This is a genomic window from Plantibacter sp. ME-Dv--P-122b, assembly GCF_030209375.1.
Taxonomy (GTDB): domain Bacteria; phylum Actinomycetota; class Actinomycetes; order Actinomycetales; family Microbacteriaceae; genus Plantibacter.
The window spans coordinates 669,681-683,777 of sequence record NZ_JARVSC010000003.1; the positions used below are offsets into that span (position 1 = coordinate 669,681).

A 14,097-nucleotide genomic window follows, 5' to 3' on the forward strand; every position below is an offset into this window, starting at 1 on the left:
GGACCTATTCCTGTTCCTGCGCCTGGATGGCGGTGATCGCGACGGTGTTGACGATGTCCTGCACGAGCGCGCCGCGCGACAGGTCGTTGATCGGCTTGTTGAGGCCCTGCAGCACTGGACCGATCGCGACGGCGCCCGCGGAACGCTGCACCGCCTTGTACGTGTTGTTGCCGGTGTTGAGGTCAGGGAAGATGAACACCGTCGCGCGGCCGGCGACCTGCGAGTCGGGCATCTTCGTCGCGGCCACCGCGGCGTCGGCGGCTGCGTCGTACTGGATCGGCCCCTCGACGAGGAGGTCGGGCCGACGGTCGCGCACCTGCCTGGTCGCGGAGCGGACCTTCTCGACGTCGGCACCCGCACCGGAGTCACCGGTGGAGTACGACAGCATCGCGATGCGCTGCTCGATCCCGAACTGCTCCGCCGTCTCGGCCGAGGAGATCGCGATGTCGGCGAGCTGGGCGTCGGTCGGGTCGGGGTTCACCGCGCAGTCACCGTAGACGAGCACGCGGTCGGCGAGCGCCATGAGGAACACGCTCGACACCACGGAGACGCCGGGCTTCGTCTTGATGATCTCGAACGACGGCCGGATGGTGTGCGCCGTCGTGTGCGCGGCGCCCGAGACCATGCCGTCGGCGAGGCCGAGATGCACCATCATCGTGCCGAAGTAGGAGACGTCGGTGACGGCGTCGCTCGCCATGTCGATCGTGACGCCCTTGTGGGCCCGCAGCCGGGCGTACTCCTCCGCGAACTTCAGGCGCAGGACGGCGTCGAAGGGGCTGACGATGGTCGCCTTGCTGAGGTCGATGCCGAGCTCGATGGCCCGCGAGCGCACCTCGATCTCCTCACCGAGGATGGTGAGGTCGGCGACCTCGCGGGCGAGCAGGGTGCCGGCGGCGCGGAGGATGCGGTCGTCGTCGCCCTCCGGCAGCACGATGTGCTTGCGGTTCGACCGCGCGCGCTCCAGCAGCCCGTACTCGAACATGAGGGGCGTCACGACGTCGGCGCGCGCCACGTTGAGCAGCTCGAGCAGGAGCGGTGCGTCGACGTTCTGCTCGAACAGCGCGAGCGCGGTGTCGTACTTGCGCTGCGAGTCGGCGGCGAGCCGGCCACGGGTATTCATGACGCGGACCGCGGTGTCGTAGGTGCCGAGGTCGGTGCTGACGATCGGCGGGATCTCGCCGAGACCGGAGATGAGTTCCTCCACGACCTCGGGCAGCGGGAACCCGCCGTTGAGCACGATGCCCGCGATCGACGGGAACGTGCCGGAGGCGTTGGCCATGAGCGCGGCGAGGAGCACTTCGGTGCGGTCGGCCGGGATGACGATGACGGATCCCTCGGTGATGCGCGGGAGCACGTTCACCATCGACATGCCCGCCACGACGACGCCGAGCGCCTCGCGGGTGAGCAGCTCCTCGCTGCCCTTCACGAGCGTGCCGTCGACGGCCTCGAGGATGCTGTCCATCGTCGGGGCGATGAGGAAGGTGTCTTCGGGGATGGCCCAGACGGGGACCATTGCGGCACCGGCGGCATGACCGGCCGGGGCGACGACGGAACCGTTCGCGGAACCGTTCGGGTGGATGGCGTCGCTGATCGCCGCGGTGATCTCGAGGAGCTTGTCGGGATCGGCACGGTTCGCGACGACGGCGAGGAGCTGCGCGTGCGCGTCGGCGAGCTCACCCAGGGCGAGTTCGGCGATGTTGCGCATGTCGTCGGGTGTGCGGGCGACGGACTGGCCGAGCTGCTCCCCCGCACCCTGACCGGCGCGACCGCCGAGCACGAGCAGCACCGGCGCACCGAGGTTCGTGGCGATCCGGGCGTTGTAGCCGAGCTCCGTCGGGCTGCCGACATCGGTGTAATCGGAGCCGAGGATGACGACCGCGTCGCACTGCGCCTCGATGTGCTTGTACCGCTGGACGATGCGCGAGAGCGCCGCCTCGGGATCGGTGTGCACGTCGTCGTAGCTGACGCCGATGCAGTCCTCGTAGGCGAGGTCGACGCCGTCGTGCTCGAGCAGCAGCTGCAGCACATAATCGGGTTTCGTCGTGGACCGCGCGATGGGGCGGAACACCCCGATCCGCTCGATCTGATGGCTCAGGGTGTCGAGGACCCCGAGGGCCACCGTCGACTTCCCGGAGTGTCCTTCGGCAGAGATGATGTAGATGCTTCGCGCCACGGTTTCCAGCCTACGGGGGCGGGCTCTGCGGGGGCTGGGTAAGCGCACAATGTCGTTCTCACGGGGAGCAGTAGCAGCGGATTCGCCCCAGGGCAAGCCCGGATTTTCGCCGCCAGGAATGTTGCGGCCAATCCGCCCTGCAGGAATGGCAGAAGTGGAAACGCTTACACGATCGACAACCGCGACATTCCGCCGAAGCGGCCACCGATCCTTGCGCTACACCCGCGTAGCGTTGCGCTGATCAGGCATTTTTGTCGATTAGCCAATTTCCGCTTGGGGGCCAACAGCTCTCAGGGAACTGTTAGTTTCTCCCGCAGGGCGACCGACATCCGACGGACGCCCGGTCCGGTCGTCACACCCGTCCACGAACACGGACGCCCTGCACAGTCGCATGCGGCTGTCCTGCCGGACGCCCCAGCCCGATCCTCGAACCCAAGGAATCCTCTTGTCACGACACCTGTCCTGGCGGAAGGCACTCGCCGTGCCCGCCGCCATCGCTCTCGCCCTCGGCGGCGCAGTACTCACCGCAGCTCCGGCCTCTGCCGCCGAAGCCGGCCTCACGGTCACCGCACCGGCCCAGAACTCCACCGTCGACTCCCGCACCGTCACCGTCACCGGTTCCGTGTTCGGCGGGTCGACCGTCATCGTCTACGCGGCAGACGGCACCACCCCGCTCGCCCGGACCAACGTCGGCGGCAGCTTCGGCCAGCCCATCGACTACAGCGTCCAGCTCCCGACCTACGAGGACGACGCAGCCGTCGCCCAGAACATCAAGGTCGGTGGCCTGTTCGGCGGCAGTGGCATCCCGCAGGTCGGTGTCGACTTCTCCCTCCCGGCCGTCGCCCCCGTCTTCGCAGTGACGAGCCCGACTGAGGGCCAGTCGCTCCAGTCACGCACCGTCACGTTCACCGGTACCGGCACCGACGGCTCCACCGTCAACGTGCTCGACACCAACGGTGGCCGCGTCCCCGGCACCACCGCCGCCGTCGTGACCAACGGCCAGTGGACCACCACCGGCACCTACGCCGACGATGCAGCCGTCGCCCAGACGGTCAACATCAACCAGCTGACCGGCGGCGCAGGCCGCGGCGAGGCGACCGTGAACTTCACCCTCCCGGCCGCCGTGCCCGCGCAGACCTTCTCGGTCACCAGCCCGACCGAGGGCCAGGCTCTGGACTCCCGCACGGTCACGTTCACCGGCACCGGCACCGACGGCTCCACCGTCAACGTGCTCGACACCAACGGTGACCGCGTCCCCGGCACCACCGCCGCCGTCGTGACCAACGGCCAGTGGACCACCACCGGCACCTACGCCGACGACGCCGCCGTCGCCCAGACCGTGAACGTCAACCAGGTCACCGGTGGCGCAGGCCGCGGTGAGCAGACCGTGAACTTCACGCTCCCGACCAACACTGTCCTCGGCGCTCCGAGCATCACCAGCCCGACCGAGGGCGAGACGGTCGTCGGCGACGTCGTCACGTTCACCGGAACCGGCGAGCCCGGCGCGTACATCGGTCTCCTGACCGTCCCGACCGCCGCACTCGACGAGGTCCAGGCCAACGCTCGCGCCGCAGCCGAGCCGGCCGACCCTGCCGACGACATCCTCGTCGACGAGAACGGTCAGTGGAGCGTCACGCTCGCCTTTGCACCGAACGCGTACACGACCGTCGCGATCCAGAGCGCCGTTCCCAACCCGACCGAGGCGGACCAGATCTCGGCACCGTCCGAGCCGGTCTCCTTCACCCTTGCCGCGGCTCCGGCCGCTGTCGCACCGGGTGCAGCCACGCCGCCGGCGGCGAACGCCGGGAACTCCCTCGCGTCGACCGGTGTCGACGGCACCGCGTTCCTCGGTCTCAGCGCCCTGCTGATGCTCGGCGGAGCCGCACTGCTCGTCGTCCGGAAGCGTCGCGCTCAGCTCAGCTGATCTGACGCACTCCCGAGCCCCGGGGTCCTGCCAGGTGCAGGGCTCCGGGGCTTTCGCGTGTGCTGGCCGTCGTCGAACGACCGGCTCAGGCGCGGGAGATCGGCGCGAGTGCAGGAGCGAACGGCGCCGGAGATCCTCCTGCCGGGCGGATCTCCTGCCGCGGCACAGGCGGGCGGCGGGAGCGCACCGCGGGCACGAAAAGACTCCCCGCGCACCCGCCAGAGCCCGGTTACCCTTGCTGCGTTTCCGCCCTGGGGGAGTTGGCCTGGATGGCGCCACGCGGGGAGCCGTCACCTAGTGTACCCGAGCCGCGACCGGGTTGCGTACGCCCCGGTTCAGGCGTTGACTGGCGGATCTGGGACCACTGGACCCAGACCACCGGTCGACCGCCGTCCCCACGAACGGACGGCGCACCGATCGGGACCGCATCGAACGAGAGGACTCACATGACCGACGTCGTCATCGCCGGAGGACACGGACAGATCGCCCTGCACCTGCAGCGACTGCTCGCCGAAGCAGGACACTCCCCCGCCGGCATCATCCGCAACCCCGAACAGGTGGGCGAACTCCAGGGCATCGGTTCCCGAGCGATCGTCCTCGACCTCGAGCACTCCTCGGCAGCCGAACTGGCCGACGAACTCGCCGGAGCCGACGTCGTCGTGTTCGCGGCGGGAGCCGGCCCGAACAGCGGCGCCGACCGCAAGCTCTCCCTCGACCGCGACGGCGCCATCCTCCTCGCCGAGGCAGCGGAACTCGCCAAGGTGCCGCGGTACGTCATGGTGTCGGCGATGGGCAGCGACGACTTCGACCCCGAGTCGGACGACGTGTTCCAGGTCTACCTGCGCGCGAAGTCCGAAGCCGATGCCGACCTCCGCGGACGCGACCTCGACTGGACGATCGTCCGTCCGGGTGGTCTGACCGACGACGCCCCGACCGGCACGATCACCGCCGCGACGACCACCGACCGCGGCTCGATCCCGCGCGCCGACGTCGCCGCCGTGCTGTTCGCGCTCATCGAGTCGGGCGCGGCGTCCCGCACGCAGTTCGAGGTCATCGGCGGCGAGACCCCGATCCGCGAGGCGCTCGCGGCGCTGTAGGTCGGTCCGGTCCCTGAGCTTGTCGAAGGGCACACGGGACACCCTGCCCTTCGACAAGCTCAGGGACCGGAGAACGTCTCACCGACCAGGTGCGTGCTCAGTGCTCGCGTCCACACAACCGATGGCCACGACGGCTCCGAAGAGTTCCCTGACCGGCATCGGCACCGTGTGCGCGCGACCTGGCGCACATATGGAGTTCCTGTGGGCGACACGTCCAGGGGTGTTACCTGTTCGTTATCAGTCCTAGGATCGGGCAACGGGTTCCGGCCCGGACGATGTACGCAGCGCGACGGAGGCCGACGATGGACCAACGCTACGACCCCGCGTTCCAGCGCGGTCACACCGACGAGCGCATGCGCCCGAACGCCGGTGACCCCGGCCGCCGCAGCCGCCTCGCCTCGCTCGAGGAGATCGCCCCGCAGCTCATCCAGCCGCCCACCGACGGTCGCCCCGTCCGCCCGCCGACCGACGACCGGTTCGACGACGGCCCGCGCGCCCAGCCGTCCCGCGGCATGCCCTCGCAGACCGACCGTCGCGTCCACCCGTTCGAAGCCCGGACCGGCGACACCACGGCGGTCGCCGATCAGCCTGGGGTGGCGGGTCCCGACGCGCAGCAGACCCAGCTTGACCAGGAGCGGTACGAGGAGTACCTCGACGCCGCCGAGGCCCACCGGGTCCGCGCCGTCGTCTGGGAACGGGTCCTCTGGGTCGTCGGTGTCGTCTTCACGCTCGGCGGCGGTGTCGGGCTGTGGCAGTCGTTCACCCTGCTGTACCGCGGGTTCGTCGGCGACAGCGGCCCGACCGACAACTACCTCTGGATGCAGTTCCTCGGAGCACTCGCCCCGACCCTCATCACGATCGGCCTCGCCACCATCGTCGCGCTGCTGTTCAAGCGCATGCTCGACCACGACCGCAGGAGCCGACCATGACCGAGCAGAGCAACACCAGCCGCGCCCCACGGGACACCGTCGCCGAACTGAAGCCCGCGCTGAACGCCGAGGAGTTCCAGGTACTGGCCGAGCGCATCCTCGACAACGTCGAGCGCGTCCTCGACGGCAAGCCGTTCGCCGCGCGGATGGCGCTCATCGTGATGCTCGCCGAGGGTCACCTGCTCATCGAGGACGTCCCCGGCGTCGGCAAGACGGTCCTCGCGAAGGCCCTCGCCGCGTCCGTCGGCAGCACCGTCCGCCGCATCCAGTTCACCCCCGACCTGCTCCCGTCCGACGTCACCGGCGTCTCGATCTTCAACCAGGTCGACCGCGAGTTCGAGTTCAAGCCCGGCGCGGTGTTCGCGAACATCGTCATCGCCGACGAGATCAACCGCTCCTCGCCGAAGACCCAGTCGGCGTTGCTCGAGTCGATGGAGGAGCGTCAGGTCACGGTCGACGGCGAGACGCACGCCCTGCCGTCGCCGTTCACGGTCGTCGCCACGCAGAATCCGCTCGAGATGGAGGGCACCTACGCCCTGCCGGAGGCTCAGCGCGACCGCTTCATGGCGCGCATCTCGATGGGATACCCCGACGCGTCCGCGGAACTCGCGATGCTCCGCCAGCGTGACACGGTCAATCCGCTCGACACCATCGGCCCGGTCGCGTCGCGCGGCGACGTCGAGCGCCTCATCGCCTGGGCCCGCGGTGTCTTCGTGTCGCCGATCGTCGAGCAGTACTGCGTCTCACTCGTGCAGGCGACCCGCGTGCACCCCGAACTCCGACTCGGCGCGAGCCCGCGCGCCACCCTGCAGCTCGTCCGCGCGGCCAAGGTGCTCGCAGCGCTCGACGGTCGTGAGTTCGTCCTGCCCGACGACATCGACCAGCTGCTGGCACCGGTCCTCGCCCACCGGCTCATCCCCACCCGCCGCGCGGTGAGCGCCCACGACCGCTCGGGCGTCCAAGCGGTCTCCGAGGTGCTCGTCGAACTGCTGGAGCGGACACCCGTGCCGCACTCCGGGCGCACCGAACTGAGGTCCTGATCCGATGGCCCCGCACCACGACCGTCGGATCGCCGTGATCCGGCACCGGAGGTCCTGAGCCCATGAAGCGTCGCGTGCCGTTGACGAGACGCGCGGTCGGCGTGCTCGTCGCGGCCGGCGTGTGCCTCGTCTTCGCGCGCGGGATCGGCTCGCCGGAGTTGCTCGCGGCGGCCGGACTGCTCGTCGCGCTCGTCGCCGCCAGCTTCGGCGCGGTCTACCTCGAGCGGCCGTCGCTCCGAGTCGACCGCACCACCCGGCCCGACCTCGTCGCCGTCGGCGGTCGGATCGCCGTCGAGGTCACGATCGCCGAGTCGAGCGCGCTCCCCCACGTCCACGCGGAGTGGAAGGACCGCGTGCCGGCCGGACTCGCCGGCAGCGCCGAGGGCACCCTGCCGAGTACCGGCGTCGCGGGCATCGGTTCACGCCGCCGGACGGCCGAATACACCGTGACGGCGCTGCGTCGCGGGGAACACGAGCTCGGCCCGCTCGGGCTGACGGTGAGCGACCCGTTCGGGCTCGTCGTCCGTCGTCGCGACGTCGGAGGGACGCATGCGGTCGTCGTCCTGCCGGAGGTCGTGGTCCTGCCGGAGATCCCTGCACTCACCGCCAGCCGCGACGGTTCCACGCGCCCGTCGTCACTGCACGTCGGCGCCGGCGAGGACGACATCATCGCGCGCCCCTACCTCCCGGGAGACGCGATCCGCCGGCTGCACTGGCGGGCGAGCGCGCACCACGGTGAGCTGATGGTGCGGCAGGAGGAGCAGCGCAACGACCCCGAGGCGACCGTCCTCCTCGACACCGCCGCAGCCCACTGGGCCTGGCCCGACGACGATCCGTCGTACCTGCCGGCGTTCGAGCAGGCCGTGTCGCTCGCGGCCTCGATCACCGCCCACCTCGTCGATGCTGACTACCGCGTCAACCTGGTCGGCGCCGGCACGGAAGCGCTCTCCCGGGAGATCAGTGCGAGATCCGCGGCCGGGGGCCTGCGGTCCAGCCCGGTGGGCGACATGGGCGACGCGCTCGCACGCGGCGGGCAGCATCTCGAGGAGGACGACCTCGACGCCGCCCTGCTCGACCTAGCCCTCCTGCGTCCGTCGGTGCAGCCCAACCGCTTCCTCGACCTCTCCCCCGTCATCGCCGCGCGTCGATCGCAACCGGTCATCGCGATTCTCGGCGACGTCGAGGAGAGCGACCTCGGCGAACTCACCGCGGTCGCGCACCTCTCACCACTCCCCGTCGCGCTCCTCCCGGCCGGCGCCCGGCGTCGGAGCATCGAGCTGTTGGAGTCAGCCGGGTGGCGCTGCCATGTCGGCGAGCGCGGCGCATCGTTCCAGGCCCTGTGGCTCGGCACGAGCGGTCCGGCGACCGCCACGTCGGCGCCGTCGAGCGGCCGTGAGGGTCGGGGCGGTCGCCGGGGTGCCGGGGGTGCGTATGTCCGTCGCTGAGGAACGCCGCGCGGCGGCAGCCGCCCGTGGCCGGGGGCCGTCTCGCGGCGGCGCGCCATCGGGCTTCCGTCCTGGTTCCGGTTCGTCGAACCCTCGACGCCCCTCCCGCGGAACCAGTGGCGGCTCGTGGTCGGGAGGCGCCGGCGGACGCCGCGACGATCCGCGCGACACCGCGAACGTCGGCGATCTGCGCCTCGGCCTCGCCGCCTTCCTCCTCCTCGCGACCGGCGGTCTCGGCTTCGGGCGGGTGCTCGACGCGCTCGACTGGTGGTTCGTCACGAACCTCGTCATCGCGATCGTCCTCGCCACGACGATCCTCCTCCGGCGCACGAGACTGCCGGCGGTGTTCGTGTGGCTCGGCGCCGCGGTCGCGTGGCTGCTGACGATCACGCTGTTCTTCGCCAGTGAGACGGCGATCATCGGCATCGTCCCGACCCCGACGACGCTCGGCGCCTTCGAACGGTTGCGCGACGCCGGGTTCCAGACCTTCCACGACGGCTCGGCCCCGCTCGACACCGACGCCGGCGTGGTCTTCGTCATGGCCGCGGGCGGTGGCCTCGTCGCGCTGGCGGTCGCCTGGCTCGTGCTCGGTCGCCACGCGCCGGTGCTCGCGGCCGTCCTGGTCTTCGCCGTGTACGCCGGTCCGACGGTCGCCGTGCCGTTCCCCCTCGATCCGTGGGTCTTCGCGTTCGTCGCGCTCTCCTTCCTCTGGCTGCTCCGCGAGGACGTCCGGCGCCGAGAGCTGCTGCGAGCGCTCGCCTCGGCCCGGGCCGCCGGCGACGGGCGCGGCTTCGGCCCGTCGGCGATGACCGGTGCCGGTCGCTTCGGAGGCCTCGGCCCGGCCGTCCTCGTCAGTGCCGTCGCGGTGGTCGTCGCCCTCCTCACGCCGGCGGTGCTCCCCGACCTCGCCGTCCGGGATGTGACCGCGGGCGCCCGTGGCAGCGGTCCGTTCGTGAACGGCATCAACCCGCTCATCTCGCTCGGCCAGAGCCTGCGGCGCCCCGCGAACACGACCGCGCTCGAATACACGACCACCGCCGACGAACCGCCGTACCTCAAGGTCACCGACCTCAACGAGTTCACCGGCACCGTCTGGGGACCGGACAACTCCGGCTACGACGACGGCAACACGCTCGACGCCTTCCCCGCACCGGCCGGGCTCAGCGAGGCGATCCCGGTGGAGACCTTCGAGACGACGGTCACGGTGGACTCGCTGTCGAGCCCGTGGCTCCCCCTGCCGTACCCGACGCAGCAGGTCGACGGGCTCCGCGGTGACTGGCGCTTCGAGGCCGCCGGACTGACGGCGATGGCGGAGCGTGGATCCACCCGCGGGCAGACGTACACGGCGACGAGCACGGCGATCCTGCCGACGGCACAGCAGATGCGCGACGTCCCGCCGGTCGCCGACCCCGCGTCAGCCGCTCCGTATCTCGAGCTGCCCGACGATCTGCCGCAGATCATCCGTGACACGGCCGCCGACGTCACGGCGACCGCCTCCACCGACTACGACCGCGCGATCGCCCTGCAGCGCTACTTCCGCAGCACCTTCGAGTACTCGGAGTCGGCACCGGTCGAGGAGGGCTTCGACGGCAGCGGCGCCGAGGTCATCGCGACGTTCCTGGAGCGCAAGGCCGGATACTGCATCCACTTCTCGTCCGCGATGGCCGTGATGTCGCGCGTCCTCGGCATCCCCGCGCGCATCGCCATCGGGTACCTGCCGGGCACGACGATCGACAACACCCCGGCGAACCGCGACACCTACATCGTGACCTCGGACCAGTTGCACGCCTGGCCGGAGCTGTACTTCGAGGGTGTGGGCTGGGTGCCGTTCGAGCCGACGGCCAGCCGTGGGGTCGTGACGCAGTTCAGCGACGCGAGCACGGCGACGCCGGGCAGCGGATCGGTGAGTCCCGACAGCCGTCCGGCTCCGACCGCGGCATCGACGCCCACCCCCACTGCGGACGCGCTCGGCGGACCGACCTCGACCCGGTCCGGCGGGGCCTTCACCGCCGCCCTCGTCCCGCTCGCGATCCTGCTCGGCGTGCTCGTGCTGCTCGCCACCCCGTCGATCGCGCGGGGTCTCCGGCGTGCGGCCGGGCGTCGGCGCGCACTTGCTGCGGGGACCTCGGCGGGCTGGGCCTGGGCGGAGTTCCTCGACACCGCCCGCGACCTCGGCTTCCCCGTGACGTCGGCGGAGTCACCACGCGGGTTCGCGTCGAGGCTGCGCGGGCAGTTCCGGATCGAGTCGCCGGCCGTCGACCGGCTCGTGGCGGCGGTCGAGCGGGAGAGCTATGCGCCGAGCGCCCCGGAACGACGCGACATCGGGGGCGATCCCCGGATCGGTTCCTCGAATGGTGGTGCGGCGAGCGCCGGTTCGGTCGACGCGGCATTGGCTGAGGCGAAGGCGGCGCTGCGGTCGGCGAGTCAGCCGCTCGAACGCGTCCTCGCGGCCGTCCTCCCGCGGTCGCTCGTGCTGCGGCGCGACCAACGGGTGGACTGGCGTCCGCCTGCCGCGAGCTGACGGTCGCCGCGCTCGGTGCCGAGGTCTCCGGTCGCGAGCGCTCGTGCTCGGCCGGGCTCGGAGGGCGGCGCCGGGGCCGGGTGGCGCGCGGCGGTCCGCGAACCAGGTATGCTGCTATCTGGCCGTTTTTCACAAACAGCCTTGGAGAATTCGCCTAGTGGCCTATGGCGCACGCTTGGAAAGCGTGTTGGGTTAACGCCCTCGGGGGTTCGAATCCCCCATTCTCCGCCAGCTCCACCACGAACGCCCCGCCCACCGCGGGGCGTTCTGCGTTTCATGCTCTGCGCGCGGAAGATCACGCACAACACCCACAGCCGGGGTTCGAATCCCCCATTCTCCGCCAGCTCCACCACGAACGCCCCGCCTCGCGCGGGGCGTTCTGCGTTTCCGGAGTCAACCCAAGTGACGTATTCCCGTGGCGCCAGCGCGGTGCGCTGACGCGAGCGCGGGTCACTCGCGTGAGCGCGGGTCTCCGGAGGGGCGCGGTCAGGGCTGTGCCCCGCGCCCGCGCCGAATGAACCCATCTCGGCTCAGCGCACCGCGCTGGCGCCGATTCCGCCCCTCTCACGTCAGCGCACCGCGCCGGGCGAGAGAATCATTCGAGGGTTGACAGTTAGAAGTCAAAGCATTAGCGTTCTAACCATGGACGACGGAACACCCACCCTCAGCAGCACACTCGAACTGGTCCGCTGGATCGGGTGGGCACAGCGCAAGGCCGGCGAGGACTGGATCCGAGCGCGCGAGCTCAGTCACGAACAGGCCTTCGTCCTCGGCCACCTCGTCCGGCAGCCAGGATCGATCCAACGCGACATCGCCGAGGTGAGCCGAACGAGCGCCGCCAGCGTCTCGAGCCTTCTGCAGGGACTCGAACGCCGAGGCCTCGTCGAACGTCGCACGGAGGACGGAAACGCGCGCACCAAGCGCGTCTACGCCACCCAGCTCGGCACCGACCTCATCGCCGGGTTCGAGACCGCGATGGCCGAGGCCGACGACATCATCCTCACCCCGTTGGACCAGAGCGAACGCGACACCCTGCACGCTCTGCTCACGAAGCTCACGGCGCACCTGCCGCAGCCGACCCGCTGATCACCGCTCGGGGAACCCGAGCCCCCTGACCACGCGCCGGGACCACTCGCCGCGTCATTCACCGATCGCCGCACACCATGGTGATCGCGGATGCCACGACGGCGCTGTCCGTCGCGCCCGGACGCCCGCTGAGCCGTTCCGCTCGGCCCGCACCGGACGACCACCCCATCACCGACCCCTCGCCGCGCCGGCGCTCATCGTCGCGCCCGGAACCTGCCCGAAACGGAGCCTGCCATGCACCCCGAAGACCACACCGATCCCACAACCGGAACCCCGAGCCCCACCGACACCGCGCCATCGACCACCTCCGCACCCGCGACCACCTCCGCACCGTCGGCCGCCTCTGCGGATGCCGTGGGCAGCAACCGCTGGTACCTCTCGACCGCCCCGATCATCCGAGCGCTGATTCACCTGTGCGTCCCGATGGCAGCGGCCCTGGTCGTCAGCGCCGTCTACAACCTCATCAACGCGGGCGTCGTCGGCTCGCTGCACGACACCACCCTGCTCGCCGCGATCACGCTCGGAGCCCCAATCCTCGGACTGATCATGGCCATCGGCGACCTGTTCGGCGTCGGTGGCGGCGCGCTCATCTCCAGACTCCTGGGCGCCTCCGAACACGACCCGGCACAGGCCGCGGACATCAAACGGGCCGCCTCCTTCTCCGTCTGGGGCGCGTTCCTCGCCGGCGCCGTGCTCGGCGGGATCGGTCTCCTGTTCCTCGGCCCGCTCGTGTCGCTGCTCGGCGCGGACGCGGTCACCGCCCCGGCGACCTCGGCGTTCATCGGCGTCATGCTCGTGTTCGTCCCCGTCATGGCGACCGCGTTCTGCCTGGAACAGCTCGTGCGGGCCGAGGGTGCCGCCCGTCAGGTGATGATCGCCCTCATCGCGTCGGCCGTGGCGAACCTCGTCCTCGATCTCGTCTTCATCCTCGGCTTCGGCTGGGGCGTCGCCGGTGCGGCGCTCGCGATGGGCCTGGCGAACCTCGGTGTCCTCGTCTACTTCGTGGCGTGGTTGCAGCGCAACAGCGAGCACGTCAGCCTGGCACCGCGCTGGTTCACCCTGTCGCCGACGATCCTCAAGCCGGTCCTCGGTGTCGGGGTCAGCACGCTCCTGCAGTCGGGGTTCCTCATCGTCACCGCGCTCGTGTTGAACACCCTGGCCGCGGCCTACGGAGACGCCCCGCTCGCCGCCATGGGCGTCGCGGTCCGGATCGCCCAGGTACCCGAGTTCCTGGTCATGGGCGTCACCTTCGGGGTACTCCCCCTCCTCGCCTACTCGTTCGGCAAGGGCGACGGCGCGCGCCTCCGGTCGGCTCTCCGAGCCTCGGCACTCACGGTCGGTGGGATCTCGGTCCTCTTCGCCGGCGTCGTCTTCGTCCTGCGCGAGCCGATCGTCTCCGCGTTCATCGCCGACCCCGCCGTCCTCGGGCTCGGCGTCACGATCCTCGTCGCCCAGCTCACCGCGATGATCGCCAACGGGTTCACCGGGCTCATCACCTCGCTCTTCCAAGCGACCGGGCGAGCACTCGCCGTGGCGGTCATGGCCGTCACCCAGGGCGTGCTGTTCGTTCCGATCGTCCTCCTCGGCAACCTGTGGTTCGGACTCGATGGCATCGTCTGGTCGCTCACGGTCACCGAGGTCATCGTCTTCCTGGTCGGGGTCCTGCTCTGGCTCGGCTCGCGGAGCGCGATCGACCGAGGGCTCGCAGCCGGCTCCCCTGAACGTGCCGACGCCCAACTCGCCGACGCCTGACGGACTGCCAGCGCGGTGCGCTGACGTGAGCGCGGGTCACACGCGTGGGCGCGGGTCTCCGGAGGGCCGCGCCCACGTCCCTGGCCCGCGCTCACGCCGATTGCAGCGATCTCACGTCGGCGCACCGCGC

Annotated in this window: 9 protein-coding genes, 1 tRNA gene and 1 other RNA gene; 9 read left to right on the forward strand and 2 right to left on the reverse strand. The window is 70.8% G+C overall.

The annotated features are described in order from the left end of the window. Positions 1-4: 4 nt before the first annotated feature. On the reverse strand, positions 5-2,173 hold the full coding sequence (gene pta, locus QRN19_RS07775; RefSeq protein WP_285026185.1) for a phosphate acetyltransferase: 2,169 nt from the start codon (positions 2,171-2,173) through the stop codon (positions 5-7). Positions 2,174-2,618: 445 nt separating this feature from the next. Here pta and QRN19_RS07780 point away from each other — a divergent pair, with 445 nt between their 5' ends. Next, complete coding sequence (locus tag QRN19_RS07780; protein WP_285026186.1) at positions 2,619-4,097, forward strand: LPXTG cell wall anchor domain-containing protein; 1,479 nt, start codon at positions 2,619-2,621, stop codon at positions 4,095-4,097. A gap of 195 nt (positions 4,098-4,292) precedes the next feature. Here QRN19_RS07780 and ffs read toward each other — a convergent pair. Then, an RNA gene (gene ffs, locus QRN19_RS07785) (signal recognition particle sRNA small type) lies at positions 4,293-4,389 on the reverse strand. A gap of 154 nt (positions 4,390-4,543) precedes the next feature. Here ffs and QRN19_RS07790 point away from each other — a divergent pair. The 8 genes from QRN19_RS07790 (at position 4,544) to QRN19_RS07825 (ending at position 13,967) form a co-directional block, all read left to right on the forward strand. Then, positions 4,544-5,194 (forward strand): SDR family oxidoreductase, encoded by a 651-nt coding sequence (locus QRN19_RS07790; RefSeq protein WP_285026187.1) that lies wholly within the window; start codon positions 4,544-4,546, stop codon positions 5,192-5,194. A gap of 302 nt (positions 5,195-5,496) precedes the next feature. Then, a complete protein-coding gene (locus QRN19_RS07795) occupies positions 5,497-6,123 on the forward strand; it encodes a hypothetical protein (protein ID WP_285026188.1) in 627 nt (208 codons plus the stop codon). Then, the gene (locus tag QRN19_RS07800) at positions 6,120-7,163 is read left to right on the forward strand and encodes an AAA family ATPase (protein ID WP_086475010.1); all 1,044 of its coding nucleotides are present in this window, start codon (positions 6,120-6,122) and stop codon (positions 7,161-7,163) included. The genes QRN19_RS07795 and QRN19_RS07800 overlap by 4 nt, the downstream gene beginning before the upstream one ends. 62 nt (positions 7,164-7,225) lie before the next feature. After that, the gene (locus QRN19_RS07805) at positions 7,226-8,608 is read left to right on the forward strand and encodes a DUF58 domain-containing protein (RefSeq protein WP_285026190.1); all 1,383 of its coding nucleotides are present in this window, start codon (positions 7,226-7,228) and stop codon (positions 8,606-8,608) included. Beyond that, positions 8,595-11,129 carry a transglutaminase TgpA family protein gene (locus tag QRN19_RS07810; protein ID WP_285026191.1) on the forward strand — a complete coding sequence of 845 codons (2,535 nt, stop codon included), beginning with the start codon at positions 8,595-8,597 and terminating at the stop codon, positions 11,127-11,129. Before QRN19_RS07805 ends, QRN19_RS07810 begins: the two co-directional genes overlap by 14 nt. 143 nt (positions 11,130-11,272) lie before the next feature. Beyond that, positions 11,273-11,360, forward strand: a tRNA-Ser gene (locus QRN19_RS07815). A 411-nt stretch (positions 11,361-11,771) separates the two neighbouring features. Next, the gene (locus QRN19_RS07820) at positions 11,772-12,215 is read left to right on the forward strand and encodes a MarR family winged helix-turn-helix transcriptional regulator (protein ID WP_285026192.1); all 444 of its coding nucleotides are present in this window, start codon (positions 11,772-11,774) and stop codon (positions 12,213-12,215) included. Positions 12,216-12,449: 234 nt separating this feature from the next. After that, positions 12,450-13,967, forward strand: a complete 1,518-nt coding sequence (locus QRN19_RS07825) for an MATE family efflux transporter (protein WP_285026194.1) — start codon at positions 12,450-12,452, stop codon at positions 13,965-13,967. Positions 13,968-14,097 lie beyond the last annotated feature (130 nt).